19 protein-coding genes and 1 riboswitch are annotated in these 19,557 nt (G+C 42.8%); of the genes, 9 read left to right on the top strand and 10 right to left on the bottom strand.

What is annotated here, in order from left to right:
• Positions 1–139 precede the first annotated feature (139 nt).
• From GUY17_RS19985 to GUY17_RS19995, 3 genes are all read right to left on the bottom strand, one after another.
• Entirely contained in the window at positions 140–3,295 is a 3,156-nt protein-coding gene (locus GUY17_RS19985; RefSeq protein ID WP_101088551.1) for an efflux RND transporter permease subunit, read from the bottom strand.
• Positions 3,296–3,304: 9 nt separating this feature from the next.
• A complete protein-coding gene (locus tag GUY17_RS19990) occupies positions 3,305–4,453 on the bottom strand; it encodes an efflux RND transporter periplasmic adaptor subunit (protein ID WP_101088552.1) in 1,149 nt (382 codons plus the stop codon).
• Positions 4,454–4,780: 327 nt separating this feature from the next.
• Positions 4,781–5,890, bottom strand: a complete 1,110-nt coding sequence (locus GUY17_RS19995) for an MBL fold metallo-hydrolase (RefSeq protein ID WP_101088553.1) — start codon at positions 5,888–5,890, stop codon at positions 4,781–4,783.
• 96 nt (positions 5,891–5,986) lie between these two features.
• Here GUY17_RS19995 and GUY17_RS20000 point away from each other — a divergent pair, with 96 nt between their 5' ends.
• Positions 5,987–6,604, top strand: a complete 618-nt coding sequence (locus GUY17_RS20000) for a TetR/AcrR family transcriptional regulator (RefSeq protein ID WP_162024117.1) — start codon at positions 5,987–5,989, stop codon at positions 6,602–6,604.
• Positions 6,605–6,621: 17 nt separating this feature from the next.
• Here GUY17_RS20000 and GUY17_RS20005 read toward each other — a convergent pair whose 3' ends face one another.
• Together GUY17_RS20005 and GUY17_RS20010 are read right to left on the bottom strand one after the other, a co-directional pair.
• On the bottom strand, positions 6,622–7,308 hold the full coding sequence (locus GUY17_RS20005) for a DNA-3-methyladenine glycosylase I (RefSeq protein ID WP_162024118.1): 687 nt from the start codon (positions 7,306–7,308) through the stop codon (positions 6,622–6,624).
• A 97-nt stretch (positions 7,309–7,405) separates the two neighbouring features.
• Positions 7,406–7,936: a thioesterase family protein gene (locus GUY17_RS20010; protein WP_101088556.1), complete on the bottom strand. Its 531-nt coding sequence runs from the start codon at positions 7,934–7,936 to the stop codon at positions 7,406–7,408.
• A gap of 275 nt (positions 7,937–8,211) precedes the next feature.
• Positions 8,212–8,381, top strand: a riboswitch (FMN riboswitch).
• Positions 8,382–8,475: 94 nt separating this feature from the next.
• Between GUY17_RS20010 and ribB the strand changes: the two genes are divergently transcribed.
• From ribB to GUY17_RS20030, 4 genes are all read left to right on the top strand, one after another.
• The gene (gene ribB / locus GUY17_RS20015) at positions 8,476–9,132 is read left to right on the top strand and encodes a 3,4-dihydroxy-2-butanone-4-phosphate synthase (RefSeq protein ID WP_011639277.1); all 657 of its coding nucleotides are present in this window, start codon (positions 8,476–8,478) and stop codon (positions 9,130–9,132) included.
• Positions 9,133–9,490: 358 nt separating this feature from the next.
• On the top strand, positions 9,491–9,733 hold the full coding sequence (locus GUY17_RS20020) for a hypothetical protein (RefSeq protein ID WP_162024119.1): 243 nt from the start codon (positions 9,491–9,493) through the stop codon (positions 9,731–9,733).
• Between the two features lie 23 nt (positions 9,734–9,756).
• Complete coding sequence (locus GUY17_RS20025; RefSeq protein WP_162024120.1) at positions 9,757–10,131, top strand: DUF3703 domain-containing protein; 375 nt, start codon at positions 9,757–9,759, stop codon at positions 10,129–10,131.
• A gap of 103 nt (positions 10,132–10,234) precedes the next feature.
• Entirely contained in the window at positions 10,235–10,621 is a 387-nt protein-coding gene (locus tag GUY17_RS20030) for a VOC family protein (RefSeq protein WP_162024121.1), read from the top strand.
• Positions 10,622–10,684: 63 nt separating this feature from the next.
• On the opposite strand, the gene GUY17_RS20035 is transcribed toward GUY17_RS20030, so the two are convergent.
• The 4 genes from GUY17_RS20035 to prlC form a co-directional block, all read right to left on the bottom strand.
• A complete protein-coding gene (locus tag GUY17_RS20035) occupies positions 10,685–11,548 on the bottom strand; it encodes an alpha/beta hydrolase (RefSeq protein WP_162024122.1) in 864 nt (287 codons plus the stop codon).
• 15 nt (positions 11,549–11,563) lie between these two features.
• The gene (locus GUY17_RS20040; RefSeq protein WP_011639279.1) at positions 11,564–11,773 is read right to left on the bottom strand and encodes a helix-turn-helix transcriptional regulator; all 210 of its coding nucleotides are present in this window, start codon (positions 11,771–11,773) and stop codon (positions 11,564–11,566) included.
• The gene (locus GUY17_RS20045; RefSeq protein WP_242445215.1) at positions 11,773–12,348 is read right to left on the bottom strand and encodes a DUF2975 domain-containing protein; all 576 of its coding nucleotides are present in this window, start codon (positions 12,346–12,348) and stop codon (positions 11,773–11,775) included. The genes GUY17_RS20040 and GUY17_RS20045 overlap by 1 nt, the downstream gene beginning before the upstream one ends.
• Before the next feature lie 281 nt (positions 12,349–12,629).
• Positions 12,630–14,669 carry an oligopeptidase A gene (prlC, locus tag GUY17_RS20050; RefSeq protein WP_162024123.1) on the bottom strand — a complete coding sequence of 680 codons (2,040 nt, stop codon included), beginning with the start codon at positions 14,667–14,669 and terminating at the stop codon, positions 12,630–12,632.
• A 368-nt stretch (positions 14,670–15,037) separates the two neighbouring features.
• Between prlC and GUY17_RS20055 the strand changes: the two genes are divergently transcribed.
• The 3 genes from GUY17_RS20055 to gorA all read left to right on the top strand — a co-directional run bounded on the left by GUY17_RS20055 (position 15,038) and on the right by gorA (position 17,856).
• Positions 15,038–15,802 carry a hypothetical protein gene (locus GUY17_RS20055; RefSeq protein WP_254439839.1) on the top strand — a complete coding sequence of 255 codons (765 nt, stop codon included), beginning with the start codon at positions 15,038–15,040 and terminating at the stop codon, positions 15,800–15,802.
• Positions 15,803–15,881: 79 nt separating this feature from the next.
• Positions 15,882–16,424 carry a hypothetical protein gene (locus tag GUY17_RS20060; protein WP_162024125.1) on the top strand — a complete coding sequence of 181 codons (543 nt, stop codon included), beginning with the start codon at positions 15,882–15,884 and terminating at the stop codon, positions 16,422–16,424.
• A 76-nt stretch (positions 16,425–16,500) separates the two neighbouring features.
• A complete protein-coding gene (gorA, locus tag GUY17_RS20065; RefSeq protein WP_162024126.1) occupies positions 16,501–17,856 on the top strand; it encodes a glutathione-disulfide reductase in 1,356 nt (451 codons plus the stop codon).
• 60 nt (positions 17,857–17,916) lie between these two features.
• On the opposite strand, the gene GUY17_RS20070 is transcribed toward gorA, so the two are convergent.
• Positions 17,917–18,549, bottom strand: a complete 633-nt coding sequence (locus tag GUY17_RS20070) for a TetR/AcrR family transcriptional regulator (RefSeq protein WP_162024127.1) — start codon at positions 18,547–18,549, stop codon at positions 17,917–17,919.
• A 121-nt stretch (positions 18,550–18,670) separates the two neighbouring features.
• Here GUY17_RS20070 and GUY17_RS20075 point away from each other — a divergent pair, with 121 nt between their 5' ends.
• A complete protein-coding gene (locus GUY17_RS20075) occupies positions 18,671–19,537 on the top strand; it encodes a LysR family transcriptional regulator (RefSeq protein ID WP_162024128.1) in 867 nt (288 codons plus the stop codon).
• Positions 19,538–19,557: the final 20 nt, after the last annotated feature.

The raw sequence follows: 19,557 nt of genomic DNA on the forward strand, positions 1-19,557 counted from the left end.
CACAAATAATCAAAATATCGTTTAATAATGCTGACTTAACACCATTAAGGCTATTTATTAGCAGCTGCATCTATCGAGAAACAATAGTCACAAAAAAGCCCAGCAAAACTGGGCTTTTGACAATCAATAATGTAAAAAATTAAATATCTTTTCTATCATTATCCACTTTTTCATTTTCCTCTTCAGTCGGTTTTTCACGCTTACTGAAAATGCGTTCAACCACCACAAAGAATAACGGCACAAAGAAGATACCTAAGAAGGTGGAGGTCATCATACCGCCCAATACCGCAGTACCGATGGCATTTTGGCTACCAGAGCCTACTCCTGAGCTAATCGCTAATGGCACAACACCTAGACCAAATGCTAAAGAGGTCATTAGAATTGGGCGTAAACGTACTCTAACAGCATGCAAGGTTGCCTCAATTAAGCCTGAGCCTTTCTCGTAGTATTCCTTAGCAAACTCGACAATTAGAATGGCATTTTTAGTCGCCAAGCCCACCGTGGTTAGCAAGCCTACTTGGAAAAATACGTCATTAGGCAGACCACGAGCACTCATTGCCAGTAAGGCACCAATAATCCCGAGTGGAACAACTAAAATGACCGATAATGGTACCGACCAGCTTTCATACAATGCCGCTAACACTAAAAATACGATTAAAATAGATAACGCATATAAGCTAGGCGCTTGGTTACCCGACAAACGCTCTTCGTACGACAAACCATTCCACTCTAAGCCATAGCCAGGTGGAAGCTTCTCAGCCATTTTTTCAAGTGCATCCATCGCCGCACCGGTACTGTAGCCCGGGACTGTAGCGCCCTGAATGTTAACCGCAGGCACACCGTTAAAACGTTGCAACTGAGGTGAACCAAACTCCCAGGAACCTGATGCGAATGCCGAAAACGGCACCATTTCACCATTATTGTTACGCACATACCAAGAGTCTAAGTCGCCAGGTTGCATACGGTATTTAGCCTCACCCTGAACATAAACTTTCTTAACTCGGCCACGGTCGATAAAGTCATTCACATACGACCCACCCCACGCGGTACCCAAGACACTGTTCACACTATTAATATCAATGTCTAAAGCACGTAATTTGGCGTGATTAACATTAATTTTATAGATAGGCGCATCTTCTTGTCCATTTGGACGAACCCCTACAAGATTAGCGTTTTGCGCAGCCATGCCCAATAATTGATTACGCGCCTCAATTAACTTGGCATGTCCTTGACCGTTTAAGTCTTTTAAGTAAACGTCAAAACCATTTGCGGTACCAAGTTCAATCACTGATGGCGGCACAAAGGCAAACACTAAGGCTTCTTTAATTTGCATAAAGCGACCCATAGCTCGACCCGCTAACGACTTAACATCTTCACCCGGCGCTTCACGTGTGGACCAATCTTTTAGGCTCACAAACGCAATACCCATGTTTTGACCAGAACCCGCAAAACTAAAGCCCGCCACAGTAAACACTGAATTTACGAGTTCTTTCTCTTCGGTAAGGTAATAGTCGGATACCTCTTTTAAGACCTTAACCGTGCTTTCTTGGGTTGAGTTGGTTGGCAAAATAGCTTGGGTAAACAAGATACCTTGGTCTTCATCGGGTAAAAATGCAGTTGGCATGCGTAAGAAAATCCAGGCCACTGCGATAACCAAACCAACGTAGATCAACATGACACGGAATGAACGCTTTAAAATACTGCCAACACTTGATTCATAACGTGATGTCATGGCATCAAATTTACGGTTAAACCAACCGAAGAAACCGGTATCTGCATGAGTATGGCCTTTTTTAACAGGCTTTAGCATGGTGGCACATAACGCAGGCGTTAGTACAATTGCCACAAACACCGACAAGGCCATAGCCGATACAATGGTGATCGAGAACTGACGATAAATAACCCCTGTCGACCCAGACATAAATGCCATTGGTACAAATACAGCTGACAGGGTCAAACCAATACCCACTAACGCACTGGTAATTTGGTCCATCGATTTACGGGTGGCTTCCAGCGGACTTAAGCCTTCTTCCGACATCACGCGTTCGACGTTTTCCACCACCACAATCGCATCGTCCACCAGCAAACCAATAGCCAATACCATGGCGAACATGGTTAAGGTATTGATGGTGAAACCTGCTGCTGATAACACCGCAAACGTACCTAGCAATACCACAGGTACCGCAATGGTAGGAATAAGCGTTGCTCTAAAATTTTGTAAGAACAGATACATAATCAAGAATACCAACACAATGGCTTCTATCAATGTGTGCACAACACCTTCTATCGATTGCTCTACGAATGGCGTTGTATCATAGGGATAAACGACTTCAAGTCCCTGAGGAAAAAACTCTTTCATCTCATTAACTTTGGCTTTAATGCCTTCTGCCGTGTCTAACGCATTCGCGCCTGTAGCCAGCTTGAATGCAAGGCCCGACGCTGGTTTACCATTGTAATATGAGTCTACTGCGTAGCTTTCTGCACCTAACTCAACTCTGGCGACATCGCCTAAATAAACATTGGCACCTGATGAGTCAGATTTAACAATAATTTGCTTAAATTGCTCAGGGGTTTGTAAGCGGCTCTGTGCTGATACGGTCGCGTTAAGTTCTTGACCTGCAACCGAAGGGGCACCACCTAATTGTCCTGCTGATATCTGGGCATTTTGCTCACGTATTGCCGCAATAATATCAATACTGGTTAATTTGTATTGAGTTAACTTAAACGGGTCTAACCAAATACGCATCGCATACTGCGCACCAAAAAGCGTGAGTTCACCCACACCAGGTACACGGCTCATTGGGTCTTGAACGTTGGCAGCAACATAATCAGAAATATCGCTTTTGCCCATCGAACCGTCAGAAGACACAAAACCAAGTACCATTAAAAATCCAGAACTGGACTTGTTAACTTGTACACCTTGCTGTTGAACTTCAGTAGGCAACAATGGCGTAGCCGCTTGCAGCTTATTCTGAACTTGTACTTGAGCAATATCTGGATCAGCCTCAGCATTAAACGTTAGGGTAATCTTCGCATTACCAAAACTGTCACTGGTTGAAGAAATATAGCGTAAGTGATCAAGCCCAGTCATGCGCTGCTCAATCACCTGAGTGACAGTGTCTTCCATGGTTTTGGCCGACGCACCAGGATAGAAAGCACTGATCACTACGGTTGGCGGTGCAATACTTGGATACTGCGCAATGGGTAAGCCTCTGATGGCTAACACACCTGCAAGCATAATTAATAGTGCAATCACCCACGCAAAAATAGGGCGATCAATAAAAAAACGAGCCATAATGATTCCCTACTTTTGTGGTTGGTCAGCCGTTAACACCTGTGCAGAAACCGGTGCACCAGGGCGGATTTTTTGTAATCCTTCGACAATTAACTTATCGCCAACAGACAAACCATCGACAATACGCCATTGATGACCAATCACTTCAGCGGTTTGTACCACGCGCATTTCAACATTACTGTCTTGGTTTACTATCATTGCAACCGCTTGGCCTTTGGAATTACGGGTAATGGCACGTTGAGGCACTAAAATAGCTTGTGGGTCTTGGCCAGCATTTAATAGCGCACGCACATACATACCGGGTAACAAGGTACCGTCAGGGTTAGGGAACTCGGCACGTAACGTCACTGAACCGGTAGTTTCGTCTACATTCACTTCAGCAAATTGTAATATACCTTGTTGATCGTATGTTCTGCCGTCTTCAAGAATTAAGGTCACTTTAGCATTGTCACTTTTCAATAACTGGCCTGAACGTAAATTGGCTTTTAAACGCAATAATTGTGCACTTGACTGAACGATGTCGATGTTAATCGGATCAAGCTGTTGAATTGTCGCTAAGGTATTACTTTGATTAGCGGTCACTAACGCGCCAGCAGTAACAGATGACTTACCAATACGACCAGAGATCGGTGCTTTAACTTCAGTATATTCGGTGTTGATGGTCGCAGTATTAATAGCGGCTTTCGCTACCGCTACTGAAGCTTGTGCTTCTTTAAATAACGCTTCCGTCTCGTCAAAATCTTGCTTACTGACTGCATTGGTTTTGACTAATTTGGCATAACGCGCCGCTTTGGCTTTTGCTGAGGCTAAACCCGCATTTGCGCTAGCAAGATCGGCTTCTGCACTCACTAATGCCGCTTTATAAGTGGCTGCATCAATTTGATACAGAGATTGACCTTGTTTAACTTCGGTGCCTTCGGTAAAAGCACGCTTAGTGATAATACCTGACACTTGTGGACGCACTTCAGCTTCTAAAAAGGCACGGCTTCGACCCGGTAATTCAACCTTAATCGCTTGCGAAATTGCTTCAACTGTCATCACGCCAACGGGTGTAGGTGGTCGCGGTTGCTGTGACTGGGCATTTTCATCCCCTTGACCACATGCGGTAATCCATAATGCAGCAGAAATAACTGCGGCGACTTTCAATGCTTTGTGCATGAGTGCTCCTACTCCAATTTATTTTCAATATGACACCTCAGTCTTGAGGAATTTCATTTGAAAATAGCTAAAATTAAACTGTTAAATTTTCTGTGTACTTTATCGCATAGGTATAAAATTCAAACAACTAAGCTAATGCGAATAAATTGTAAATAAATAATAAGTTTCAGTTAAATATATTGAATATGTTATCAAACTGTAATCGATACGCAGGTAATCAAACAAACATTACCTATTAAGTCATTAAATACACTACCTGGTAACATGCTGGTAAAGTCAATTTATGGATTAACTATCCATGCCTACGTTCACTGTTAATACATTAACTTAGTTATTGTTGATGACAACCTTATTTAATTCATCTGTTTTTTGTGGGTCAAGCATAATGGCACGCCACCACAACTCGCTAGCTTGCGGATTGGCTAACATCACCGCTTGACCAAATTTTGGCGTTAACAAGGTGACATTTTGCTGTTTAGCTAACAGGTTGATACGTTCAAAAGGCTCAAACCAATCATGTAACGCTAAATCAAAAGTGCCATTGTGTACTGGCATCATTGCCTTTGCTTTAACATCAATATGCGCCTGTAGGCTTTGCTCTGGCAACATATGAATATCACTCCACAATTCATTATAGGCGCCCGTTTCAATCATGCTGAGATCAAATGGCCCATAACGCTCACCAATTTCTTTAAATCCACTAAAATAGCCGCTGTCTCCGCTAAAAAACACCTTATGTTGTAAACCTTGAATAACCCAACTCGCCCATAAGGTTTGGTTCCGATCAAGCAAGCCACGGCCTGAAAAATGTTGCGCTGGTGTCGCGGTAATACTCAAGCCATTTAATTCAACAGACTGCCACCATTCCAGTTCGGTCACTTGAATAGGATCAACGCCCCAAGCCGTTAAGTACTTACCCACTTTAAGTGGGGTAACAAAATGTTGCACCTTGGTAGCCAATTGCTCAATGGCAGCGCTATCGAGGTGGTCGTAATGATCATGGCTAATAATCACCGCCTTTATTGCCGGTAAATCAGCAATACTGATTGGCGATTGATGAAAACGTTTCGGTCCTGCCCACTGCACCGGTGATGCTCGCTCGCTAAATACCGGATCAATCAATAAATATTCGCCATCAAGACGCATCAATAACGTCGAATGACCTAAACGATAAACGGTATCTTGTGTCGATTGAGCCAATATCTCTGGGGTTAATGCTTCTAATGGGATCACACCTTGGGGAATGGGCGCTTGACGCTTTGTCGACCAATAGGCTTTGGCAATTGGCCATAAGCTGCTAATACCCGCTTGATAGACTTTCTCGGTATTGCTGAAGATTTGTGTCTTATTTCCACGCAATTCAGTCCAATATTTATTGATCAAAATAATCACAATCAATGCACCAAGCGCGACTAAAAGACTCATTAATATTTTCATCTATCGCTTCCAAAAGTAAACTACACGGTGTAGTTTAATAATCCCTTGTTGAAAAGTAAACTACTCAGTGTAAAATATTACAATAAGATTGATTAGATGAAACCAATGAACACAGAAAAGCAAACACGCAGCCAGATTAAACGCGCCGCGATTATTGAAGCAGCTAGAACAACCTTTAAAGAATTAGGGGTTGCGGCAACGAGTATGGATAAATTAGCCGAAGTAGCTGGAGTGTCTAAGCGAACAGTGTACAACCACTTTGCCACCAAAGAAGCTTTGGTGATGACCTTGATGACTGATTTATGGCAACAAGCATTATCTCAACCCTCTGTGGTATATGACTCACATCAACCTTTGGCTGAACAACTGCAACAGTTGGTGCGTTTTGATATGGATTATATTCAATCAGAAGAGCACGTTGAAGTATCGCGAATGGTGATTGGCCATCTGTTTTATACCACCGAAATGCAAGAAGAATTACAAAAGGTAATTAAAGAAGAAACGGCTATTTTACGCTGGATAAAAGCAGCAACGCTGGACGGACGCTTAACAGTGAAAAATGTGGAACGGGCCCAAACAGAAGTGCAAAGCTTGATTAAAGGCCAATGTTTTTGGCCATTAATATTTCAAGTCGAAGAGCCATTAAACGAACAACAAAAAGATGACATTGCCGCAAGCATCGTTACCATGTTTTTATGTCGTTATCAGGCATAAGCACATTGTTGGCTACTCTACACTCGGTTATCACCCACACCGAATGAAATAATACGGCTGATATGCGCTAAACTCATGCCAGATTCTTGTTGCCAATGATTGAATGCAGCTTGGGTTTGGCGTAAAGCGGTTTGCGATGTAAAGCCAGCATCAACGACGTTATGAGCAGTTAAATATGACTGCACATCTTGGCTTAATAAAAAGGTATCTTTACCTATTGCACGTAAAAAATAAGGCCCCGTATTGCCACCTAAACGGGTGCCGCGCTTTTTAAGCACTTGCCACAAACCAGTAATGTCATCGCTTGGCCAATGAGCAATAAATTCCGCAAAACTGCCGTGTTCTGCATTAATCTGCTGGATCATATAAGCGTTATCAACAATCGCCTGGGTTTTCTTTTGATGCCGAATAAGCACTGGGTCGGTTGCCCGCTGTTGAATTTGATCGGGTGACAGCATCAGCACTTTCATTGGTTCAAAGTCAAAAAAGGCTTTTTCATAAGCTGGCCATTTGTTATCAACCACTCGCCACACAAAGCCACTTTGAAACACGCGTTTACTCATAACAGACAATAACTGCGCATCAGTATATTCGCTGATTTCATCGGCATCGAGAGTGCCAGGCAGCAATGACTTAACTGCCGCAGGCCCGCCTTTACGCTCACAGGCTCGCGCCCAAATATCACTGAACTTTTCTAATGCCACCGCGTAGCTCCTTTAACCCAAGCAATAATCTGCCAATACGGCAGATAAAGGCTTGTTGATCTTTAAACATTAACATTGATACCAAAAACAACTAACGCTATATGTTACGTTCTTTTTTAAGTTGTAAAAACTGTTTCCATTTAACCACTTCAGCAGGCATTTCAGGTGTGTCACCTGTGTAACCGGCAGCAGCAATTAAGGTTTCAATAGGCACTTGTTTACCTCGACATACAAACACACCACGAACATGCGCAATGCAATGTAAACCACGGGCTGTAACCATACGATGCTCAATATAAAAGTATTTTTCGTCCCAACCAACGATTTTAGTTTCAATGGTAAACTTTTCAAACGGCTTAATATCGCGGATATAAGTAAACTCTGCCGCATTCACTATCGGTAACCATTTGTTTTTTAGAAACTGTTTCATCAAACCCATTTCGGCAATCAAATAGGTGCGCGCTAAATCCATAAAAGCAGGATAACGCGAGTTAGTTAAATGCATATTGATATCGCAATCTAACGGTAAAGCACGATAATCAATTCGGCTAGTGCCTAAAAAACCAATACTTTTACAATGACCTATTCGCCATAAAAACAACAAAATAATACGAAAATACAGATTCATGCACGGTTACTCCTAATGTAAGCGCGACAGGCTAACAAAGGTCATACCAGCGAGCAAGCGGCTTTAGCTGTATTTGGTAGCACAAAATTGGCATTACACTTTATTTGTTACTCTTTTTGAGACTTATCCCCCTTTTCATCTGTGGCTTAACTGATTAACATAGCGAGGCGTTTTGATTAAATTGACAGTGAGTTAACTGAGTTTCACCTAACTTACTAACAATAACGCCGTAGTCGTTGAGTCGATTATAGCCAAATCAGCGCAAACACATTGTTTATAATTCTCAGGGCGGGGCGCAATTCCCCACCGGCGGTAAACTTGAAAAAGTGAGCCCGCGAGCGCTCGATTCGTCGAGGTCAGCAGATCTGGTGACTTAGGTTTTACTCATGAGTAATGTCTAACAGTCCAGAGCCGACGGTTATAGTCCGGATGAGAGAGAATAGAGATACATCAATTAGCCTCGGCTTGTTGATGCAATTTGTTTTGGATTTATATCCCTCTTTACAAGCCCTGATTCTGGTCATTTTAGGAGTACAACCATGAATCAGTTATCACTACTTGCCGAATTTGGCGAACCAATCACCCGTGTAGAAAACGCATTAGCAGCGCTTAGAGAAGGCCGAGGCGTATTATTGCTAGACGATGAAGATCGTGAAAATGAAGGCGACATTATTTATTCTGTCGAGCATTTAACCACAGCCCAAATGGCATTAATGATCCGCGAATGCAGCGGCATTGTGTGTTTATGCTTAACTGACGAACACGCCAACAAATTACAATTACCGCCAATGGTTATTAATAACAACAGCGCCAATCAAACTGCGTTTACCATCTCCATTGAAGCAAAGCACGGTGTTACCACTGGCGTTTCCGCTCAAGATCGCGTGACCACCATTAAAACTGCCGCAAACCGCGATGCCAAAGCATCTGACTTGGCTCATCCTGGACACGTATTCCCATTACGTGCTCGCGCTGGCGGAGTGATGTCTCGTCGCGGTCATACCGAAGGCACTGTCGACTTAATGCAAATGGCAGGCTTAATGCCAGCTGGCGTATTATGCGAACTGGCCAACGAAGATGGCAGCATGGCCAAAACACCAGAAATTATCGCCTTTGGCCTTAAGCACAACATGCCTGTACTCACCATCGAAGACATGGTGATGTACCGTAACCAGTATGATTTAAAGCTGGCGTAATATGTTACTAATACGTCATTCATAACCAGCCACTTATCTGTTGTGAATGAATATGAAATAACACGATTAAGAGGTGCAAAGCACCTCTTTTTTTATGCTTGAAATCATGCTGGTTGTAGACAATAAAACCATGCGGGTTAATACTTTTTTGACTCGATATTCGCCATCCATAACCGCCCTGTTGCCCCTGTCACTCTCCAGGAGTCATCGCTGCACCCACTCTCATTTGAACTCAACTAGTATGCTTAGGGCATGCAACACTTTACATTACAGACTAAAAAAAGCAGGATAAATAACCGCAATAGATTTGCCTCACGGATTCCCTTGAGAATTAGTCAACATGAAATAAAGGACGATTATGAGTAAATGGAATACGACTAGCACACTATCTCTTTACTTAACGCTAATTTGCTCCAGTGCAGTAGCAGGTTTTCTGCAATATTCTTTGGAAGATAGCTTCACTGGTTTATCGGACTTACCGGGTATTGTTGATATCGGTATTTATGCCGCCCTAATGACAGCGCTTTATTATTTTTTTGCTCAATTTTTTAACTGGTTGTACCCTGAAGTTCAACAAAATAGCGACAGAAATTCGACTTAGGATAATAAGTTGGGCAAATAACATTGAATAATTTTACCAAAAACATCACCCCATACGTGCAAGAGCAGTTATCTGAAGCAGATCGATCCGACCGTTTAGGTAATGTTGCAGATTCATTTGTATACCTTGAGAATGCTCACGTGCTTGGGCAGGAATCAACCTATTGGCATGTAAAAGTGCATTATTTAATGCTGCGTTGGGCGATAAAACAGCGTGATATTAACGAAGCCATCGGTCAAATTATTCGTATCATTGGGGCGGCTTTATTAACTGCAATAAAAGGCGTGCCAACGGGAAATACTGGCGGTAGCAATGTTAGCCCAGTAAAAGTTATGCCCATTAAGCCAGAGCATGCCGTAATTATAGCGAAAGTAAAAAACGATATATCAACGAGCTAGAAAGAGTTACAGATGCCTTAGTTGAATCATCCGGTATAACGACCTAAAGAATGTTAAATCCATCACTAGTTTTCAGCTTTAAACATGATATATGGAGGTTCACATGAATCGAGTCACGGGTATCGGCGGCATATTTTTTAAAGCAAAAGATGCACCTGCATTGCAGACTTGGTACAAGCGTCATCTCGGCATTGATGTTCAAGAATGGGGCGGCGCGGCTTTTTCTTGGAGCGACTCAAATAACAAGCCCGTAGGTGGAACCACTATCTGGGCGGTGAGTTCAGAGAAAAGCGACCAATTCTCCCCAAGCCAAGCCCCATTTATGATCAACTATCGCGTTGAAGACCTTCACGCTGTCATCGCAGCCCTCAAAGCAGAAGGCTGTAATGTCCTCGATAAAATAGATGAATCTGAATACGGCAAGTTTGCGTGGGTCATCGATCCTGAAGGTAATAAAGTCGAGTTATGGCAGCCGCCTTTAGGTCAATAGCAACTATTGTGGCTTAATGAATCTGTTCACATCCATGTGAAATTAATTTGGAGACAAACTAAATCACAATGCAGTAATAAACGTTTGATACTGACTCATGGTACTGGCATCGTCTAACATGCCTTGATGGCCAACGTTGGGCACCATAATTAACTGCTTATTGGCTGACTGACTAGCGACAAACAGTGTTTCAGACAGTTCAGGCGGGACTTCTTCATCATCTTCTGCCGCAATCACCAATAATGGCCCTTGATAATATTGCGCTACCACTTGCTTATTATCTGTTTTACGAAAATCTTCTGACATTTCCAAAGTCATAAACGGTGCCATATACCACGGTGTTTTTTCATCAACCCAGTCGTCGGCATTAGTTGCTGAACCGTGTAAAACCAGCGCATCTATTTTATTATTTTTTGCTAAATCAGCGGCAATAAAACTGCCTAGTGAGTAACCGTGCAATATCACTTTTTCAGGCTGATATTGCTGATGTAAATAATCCAGTTGTTGCTGTGCATCTGCAATAATATTGTTAATGCTTGGTTGGCCTTCACTTGCCCCTAATCCACGACGGTCCATTACTAAAATGTCGGTATTGAGCGTTGATAATGTGGTCAGTACCGACAGGCCATGTGGTTCGATTTTCATGCCGTTGCCTTGATAAAACACCAAGGTTGTAAGGCTATTGGGGTTATCGATATAAAAACCATTTAACTTAACGTGATCAATTGACTCTAAGCTGACTGGGGTAATCAAATGATTAGGCATCGCCTGCTGTAATTGTTGAGTAAACTCAGCGGTAAAGGCTGCGGGGACTTCATCGCTGGCAATAAAGGTGCTTTCACTTAGGCGCATAGTACACCCTGAAGTAACCAGCATTGTGGTGCCTAACATTGCTACTGTGGTTATTTTTTTAAGCAAATTTTGCATATTATTGTCCTTAATTTATTCATCGTCCTTGTGGACTAAAATGTCACCTGGCGAGCATTGTAAATGCTGGCAAATAGCGTCTAGTGTCGAAAATCGAATCGCTTTTGCGCGGCCACTTCTAAGCACCGACAAATTTTGAGGGGTTATACCTATCAATTCAGCCAGTTCAGTGGACTTCATTTTTCGCCTTGCCAACATCACATCCAGCTCAATAATTATGGCCATTAAATTGTCAACTCCGCCTCTTCTTGAAGCTCAGTTGCATGCTTCATTACCCATGCCACACAGTAAAAAATCATTCCGAAAAGTGCATACTTTAATTCTTGGCTGCCAAGGCTAAAATAAACAGGTACCGCACTAGATGTACCACTAAAGTGCAATGTAAATGCGATGATCATCGGGTAGAAAAGGCTGAGTAAAATCCAGACTAAAAATACTAAGGCAATACGGCTCAAGCAGCGGAAGTTACGTGGAGTAAACACATGACCTTGCTGATACAGACCAAAAAGTTGGTAGAGAAAAGAGTAAATAAACAGGTAAGGTAGAATTTCAACACTGCCCAGAATGATCCCAGGATGAAATCCCGCATCATAAAGGCTTTGAGCGAGTGCTTGCCAAGGTGTACCAAAGTCGACGGCTAGATAGCTGCTAAACCAACCCCACCAATCGATGGTTAACACATATTCACCCGCTTGGAATTCTCCGAACACCATAGTGCCGCTATAACTAGTGACTTGTAATAAAGCTAAAAATACAATCAGCAATTTAATCCATTTACTTAACGAGACAATTCTATCCATGATCATTCTAAACTGGTTAATGTTAAACTGAAGTTAACACACAAACCTTTTATCAGCAATAAATTATCGATAAACGATACTTTTAAGTTTGTCGTAACGATATATATAACGTGAACAGCAAGATTAGTTTGTTGAATTTAATACCTAAAGTAGATGCTGTAGTTTACTGGCTGTGATGAATTTAGTGCGAAATGGGTATATTTATTGTCGATTGAACAGCAAAAAAAAAGCATAAACTCGCGTTTATGCTGTTAATTTTTTAACCATGTATTTTGCTTGGTTTACACAGCAATACCACAGTGACGCAATAAAGCATCTGTATTGGGTTCACGGCCCATGAAGCGTTTAAACAGCTCCATTGGCTCTTCACTTCCACCCATTTCAAGAATGTTATTTAGGAAGCTTTTACCTGTTTCAGCATTAAAAATACCTTCGGCTTCAAAACGCGAGAACGCATCTGCCGATAATACTTCGGCCCATTTATAGCTGTAATAACCTGCGGCATAACCACCCGCAAAAATGTGCGCAAAACCGTGTTGAAAACGGTTAAAGCTTGGCGGGGTTAATACCGCAATTTGGCTGCGAACTTGGTCTAAGATGCCTTGAATATCGACGCCTTTAGCGGGATCAAACTCGTGGTGCATTCTAAAATCGAACAGTGAAAACTCAAGTTGGCGCACCATCATCATGCCCGACTGGAAGTTTTTCGCCGCTAGCATTTTGTCTAACAATACTTTTGGTAATGGTTCGCCCGTTTCATAGTGGCCAGAAATTTCCGCTAACGCTTCTTCTTGCCAGCACCAGTTTTCCATAAACTGACTTGGTAGCTCTACCGCATCCCAAGGTACACCATTAATACCCGACACTCCGCCCACATCCACTTTGGTTAACATGTGATGAATGCCGTGGCCAAACTCATGGAACATGGTGGTGACTTCGTCATGGGTAAACAATGCCGGTTTGCCATCGACAGGACCATTAAAGTTACAGGTTAAATACGCTACCGGCTTTTGCAAACCAGTAGAGGTAACCCGGCGACCACGACAATCGTCCATCCATGCGCCGCCACGTTTACCGCTACGAGCATACAAATCTAGGTAGAAGCTGCCACGATGTACTTTATCGGCGTCATGAATATGGAAGAAACGAACATCTTTATGCCAAGTGTCTACGCCTTTTTGTTCGCTAATGGTTAAACCAAATAAGCGATTAACGGTATAGAACAAGCCTGACAAGACTTTGTCTTCTGGGAAATACGGACGCAATATTTCTTGCGACACTTCGTACTTGTGTTGCTGCAGTTTTTCAGCGTAAAAACTCAAATCCCATGAGGCCATTTCGGTCACGTTGTAATGGTCTTTGGCAAAGGCACGCAGTTCGGCTAATTCTGTTGACGCTTGGTCTTTAGACCGTTCGCCTAACTCGTTTAAAAAGCCCAATACTTGTGCTGGATTTTCTGCCATTTTGGTGGCTAACGATTTATCTGCGTAGCTGGCAAAACCGAGTAAATTGGCTAACTCATGACGCAATGCCACAATTTCATTCATGTTATTGGTGTTATCAAACTCACCGGCATTCGGGCCCTGGTCAGATGCGCGAGTCACAAATGCACGGTAACACTCTTCGCGTAACTCACGGTTTTCGCTATAGGTCATTACGGGTAAATAAGACGGAAAGTCTAAGGTGAATAACCAACCTTTTTGCTCTTTAGCGTCGGCCATGGCTTTAGCTGCGGCGATGGCTGACTCAGGTAAACCCGCTAAATCTGCTTCGTCGGTAATAAGCTTAGTCCACGCTTCGGTGGCATCTAACAGTTGATTAGAAAAGTTGCTGGTGAGTTCAGATAAGCGTTTAACCATTTCGCCATAGCGCGCTTTTTGACTGTCATCCAAACCGATACCCGACAATTCAAAATCACGTAAGCTCTGCTCTATCACCATTTTTTGCGCTTGAGTTAACAGGGCAAAGTCTGTCGATTCATGAATCGATTTATACGCCTCGTACAAACCTTGATGCTGGCCAACATAGGTGCCGTAATCTGACAACAACGGCAAACAAGCATCGTGAGCATCACGTAATTCATCACTACTGATCACCGAGTTCATGTGTGACACCGGCGACCACATTTTACTTAACTCATCGTCAACGTCTTCAAGAGGCTCAATGAGATTGTCCCAAGTGTATTGGCTATTTTTTGCTAATAGTACTTCAATAGTCTCACGACATTTGGCAATGGCTTGCTCAACTGCAGGCTGAATGTGTTCAGGTTTAATTTTTGAAAATTCTGGTAATTCTGCGCTACTTAGCAATGGATTGCTCATAAAGATTCCTCGAAATATGTCGCGTGAGTATTTAGCCTATATTGGGTTAAATGTTGCCGTTTTCAAGCGAAAAAACAATTTATCCTAATAAATATAACCTCGGTTTCGAGGCGATAATCTGACCTTCTTATCGCCAAATTTGACCATATTATCGTTGATTTAATGTATAACCAGCTCTACTACCTAGCTGGTTTATTCAATAAATAGAGTGACTCAGGTCCCAATTTAACTTTACACTTCATTTACACAATCAATATTGACAGGCAGATCCCAAACGAGACTGATTATCATTTATTTTCACGTTAAAAGGACTACCATTCGCTTTATTAAAAGCACTGTTCCATTTTTCTATTATGAGTTCAATAAACATGACCTTTGATTTTTGCCTATCAAACCGTAACCATTGTAGCCGCGCCTTTTATCGCACAATGGCTATTATGATGTGTTTACTGACAACCTCGTCAGCATTCGCCACGGCAGAATACCAGCCGACTGCAGGGGTTGATGTTGCTTGGGAAAATAATTATGTCACTCAAGGTCGTGACAATTTAGATCATGGCGGTATTGCATGGGCAGTGGCCAATATTGAACAAAACGACCTCGCTGTTTATGCCATTGTAGGTCGAGCAGACCAGGTGAACTATGTGGAATGGAACCTAGGGTTAGAATATACCTTACATCTCACTAATAATATTGATGCCACAGTAGGCTATCAGCGCTTAGAATTTTATGGCGATGAGCGCTGTTCTGATAATGAATTTTTCGGCGCGTTAACGGTTAATGGATTAACGTGGTTTGTACCCGCGGTTAACTACACTTATGCAACCGAAGCTGGCGGCTATTTCATTGAACTGAGCATACATAGTCCATGGGAAATCACTCAACACTTCACTTTGACACCTTACATTGTTCAGGGGTTTGATTTTCAATACAGCAGTGAAGAACACAACGGTGCTAACCATTTCCAATTTGGACTAGAAGCCGAACAGAAACTTAATGATTCAATGGCATTGTCTGCGCACATTAGCCACAGCATTGCCCAGGGGGACATTAAGCAACAAGCCAGTGCCGACGATATTCAGGGCAGCTTAGATCAAACCTATGCAGGGGTGCATTTCAAACTGAGTTTTTAAGCTTTGCTAGCATTTTAGCAATCCAAGACTAGACTAAAGGGGGCTACTGGATGCCACCTTTACTCAAGCAAGGAAGCTTATGTTAACTCGACTTATCAATATGCTATTTGTATTATTTGCGGTTTTGATGGTGCTACTCAGTACCTCATTACTTGCCAGCGAGCTCACCAAACTGATTATCAAAGAGCCCGATAAACGCCCCCCATTAACCAATGACAATGCCAACTCACTCCCGTCGCAATACGCGACCGATCATCAAGGTAATGTGATTATTATCCCCACAGAGCACCGCTCAGCGTTAGAATATCGAGCCGACGATATTTACCTTAAACCAAGCCACAAAAAACCAACCAAACAAAACAACACGCGCTCATCAATCTCAAAGCACTCCACCATAACCAACACGGCTATAGCCAGTAAAACAATCGCCAATGATCCAAGTTGTCGCTGGCTCAATAACCGCATAAAACATCTTCAGAAAAAACAACGTCAGACCCAAAACAGTCAATTTAGTCATTATCAAGATGAAATTGATATTAGGGAAAGCGAGTGGACCTGTCTTAAGTGCGCAACCAGCGGCCCTAATAACGTTGACCGTGGTGAATGCCAACATAAACGTTAACAATGCATTGGTTTAACGACTAGATTGCAAACACAATCCCCCCTACAATGGATACATTAAACTAGTGGAGATCATCATGGCTCAACATTTTGACTATATCGCGCTTGGCGCAGGCAGTGGCGGCATCGCCTCAGCAAACCGTGCAGCAATGCGTGGCGCAAAAGTATTAATTATTGAAGCAAAACACGTTGGCGGCACTTGCGTTAACGTCGGCTGTGTCCCTAAGAAAGTCATGTGGTATGGCGCTCATGTCGCTGAAGCGCTGAACCTCTACGCCAAAGACTATGGTTTTGATGTTACCGTCAATAAATTCGATTGGAGTACACTAGTCGACAATCGTGAAGCCTACATTAGTCGCATTCATGATGCTTATAGCCGTGGATTTTCGAGCAATAAGGTCACCTTATTAAATGGCTATGGTCGCTTTATTAATAACAACACCATTGAAGTTGATGGCGAGCACTACACTGCCGACCATATTGTGGTTGCCACTGGCGGAGCACCAACAATTCCTAACATTCCTGGTGCACAATACGGTATCGACTCAGACGGTTTCTTCGCATTACGTGAACAACCTAAGCGTGTCGCAGTTGTGGGTGCCGGTTATATAGCTGTTGAAGTGGCGGGTGTATTACATGCACTAGGCAGCGAAACGCATTTATTAGTACGTAAGCATGCACCACTACGTAACTTTGACCCAATTTTGACCGACGCATTAGTTGATGCTATGGCCGCCGATGGCCCAACGCTTCATACTCACAGCGTACCTAAATCGGTCACCAAAAATGCTGATGGTAGTCTGACGTTACTATTAGAAAATGACCAAAGCTTAACGATTGACTGCCTAATTTGGGCTATTGGTCGTTCACCATCAACGGGCAATATCGGCTTAGAAAATACCGATGTGCAGTTAGATGCTAAAGGCTATGTCATTACTGATGAGCAGCAAAATACCACCGCGAAAGGTATTTATTGTGTTGGCGACATTATGGCGGGCGGTGTTGAATTAACTCCCGTCGCGATTAAAGCGGGTCGTTTATTGTCAGAACGTTTATTCGGCAACATACCTGATGCCAAAATGGATTACAGCTTAATTCCGACAGTGGTATTTAGCCATCCACCCATCGGCACCATGGGCTTAACTGAACCAGAAGCCGCTGAAAAGTATGGCCAAGACAATATTAAGGTTTACGCCTCAACGTTTACCTCTATGTACTCAGCTGTTACAGCACATCGCCAAGCCTGCAAAATGAAACTGGTTTGTGCGGGTGATAATGAAGTGGTTGTCGGTATTCACGGTATCGGTTTTGGCATGGATGAAATACTGCAAGGTTTTGGCGTGGCAATGAAAATGGGCGCAACCAAAGCAGACTTTGACTCAGTTGTTGCGATACATCCTACTGGCGCAGAAGAGTTTGTTACCATGCGTTAAGTTACTATGCGTTAAGTTACTAATAGTTAATAAAAAGCCGTGTTATTAAACACGGCTTTTTTATGCCTCCTTGTCAGCCAACCACTGTACAAACACCTTAATATTAGGTGGACGCTTTTGTGAATGCCCCATAAGTTGCGTCATAGCAAAACTATGTTGATAGTACATTTCTGCATCGTTATAGTGCTTTTGCGCATCATCACTATTGATCATCGCACCGCGTAAATAGTCACACAGTAACTCACTGCGGTTAAAGCCACTGACCTCACCAATTTCCGTTAAGGTTTGTGCATTCCACTGTTTATATTGTTCAAGCACGCGATCAAAGCGCTCACGATAGTAATCACTCGCTTGTGATAAAACGGCCTCGTTAGGAACCACTCGGGCAATGACAAATGCTTGCTCAGACAAAATACGATACAAACGTTGGCAATGATGAAAAATAAACCGTAAATAAGGGTCGCTATACTGCTGCGTGTCTTGTTCAGCTTGCATCAGCCAATTACGGTAGTCCGCACAGGCAACGGCAATAATTAAGTCGGCCTCTGAGGTAAAGTGATTGTAGATGGTGCCTTTAGATATCTGGCTAGCTTGAACTAAATGCGAGCGGCATAAATCAAAGGTTTTATGCCCTTTTAAACAACGTTGTGATACTTCTATCAGATAGTTGCCACGTTGTTCCCAGCTGCTCATTTCGGGCCTCATCTTATTTGGGTTAATAAAGCGTTAACAGTTCACATTTACACTATAGCAAGCTTTGTGGATACCCTTTATTGAGTAATACTGATGCCACTATGAACTTATTCAATGGCCCATGTTAAAAATAGAATTATTAGAAAGTTTTATTGCTGTTGCTGAATGTGGCAACTTGTCTAAAGCAGCCGATAAAATTTGCCGAACCCAATCAACACTTAGCCTACAAGTTAAAAAACTTGAAGAAAGTGTCGGCCAAACCTTGCTGATTAGAGACAACAAAGGCGTGACCTTGACCGAGTCTGGTGAAACGCTGCTTAACTACGCCTATAAAATGATGCAACTTAATTCACAAGCTATTGATGAGTTAAAAGATTGCCAAAACCGTGAAGTGATCCGCCTTGGTGTACCCACCGACTTTATAAAGTGCTACTTAAGCAGCTGCTTATTAGAATTTATCCGCGAATTTACTAACATAGAGCTTGTTATCGACACTGACGTAAGTGGTAACTTATACAAACGCTTACACCAAGGGGAATTTGACGTCATTGTCGCAACCCATTGGCAACTACCGACTAACGGCGAATTACTCTTTACTCGTCGCTTTAAGTGGGTTGCGGCGGTCGAAGGCAACGCTCATAAGCGCAAGACGATCCTGATGGGTTTGTATCCAGAAAATTGCCCGATTAGAGCGCAAGTGTTTGCTAACCATCGACTCTCGATGCGGCCCATTAATGTGTTGCTGTCGACCCCATCACCACAAGCCTTATGCATGGCAGTTGAGAATGACTTAGTGATTGCGCCAATAGCCGAATTTAGAATCACTGACCAAATGCAGGTGCTAGACCCGATTGAACATGGATTACCTATACTGCCCATGTTTAATGAATCGCTTTATCTCAACCCAGATACGCAAACCTACGCTACGTTACAGCTGATTAATTTGATTAAAGCCAATGTCGAGCACAAGGGCTATCAACTCGACTAGCCAGTTCTCACATCAACAAG

The organism is Shewanella sp. Arc9-LZ (genome assembly GCF_010092445.1).
In the GTDB taxonomy this organism is placed as follows: domain Bacteria; phylum Pseudomonadota; class Gammaproteobacteria; order Enterobacterales; family Shewanellaceae; genus Shewanella.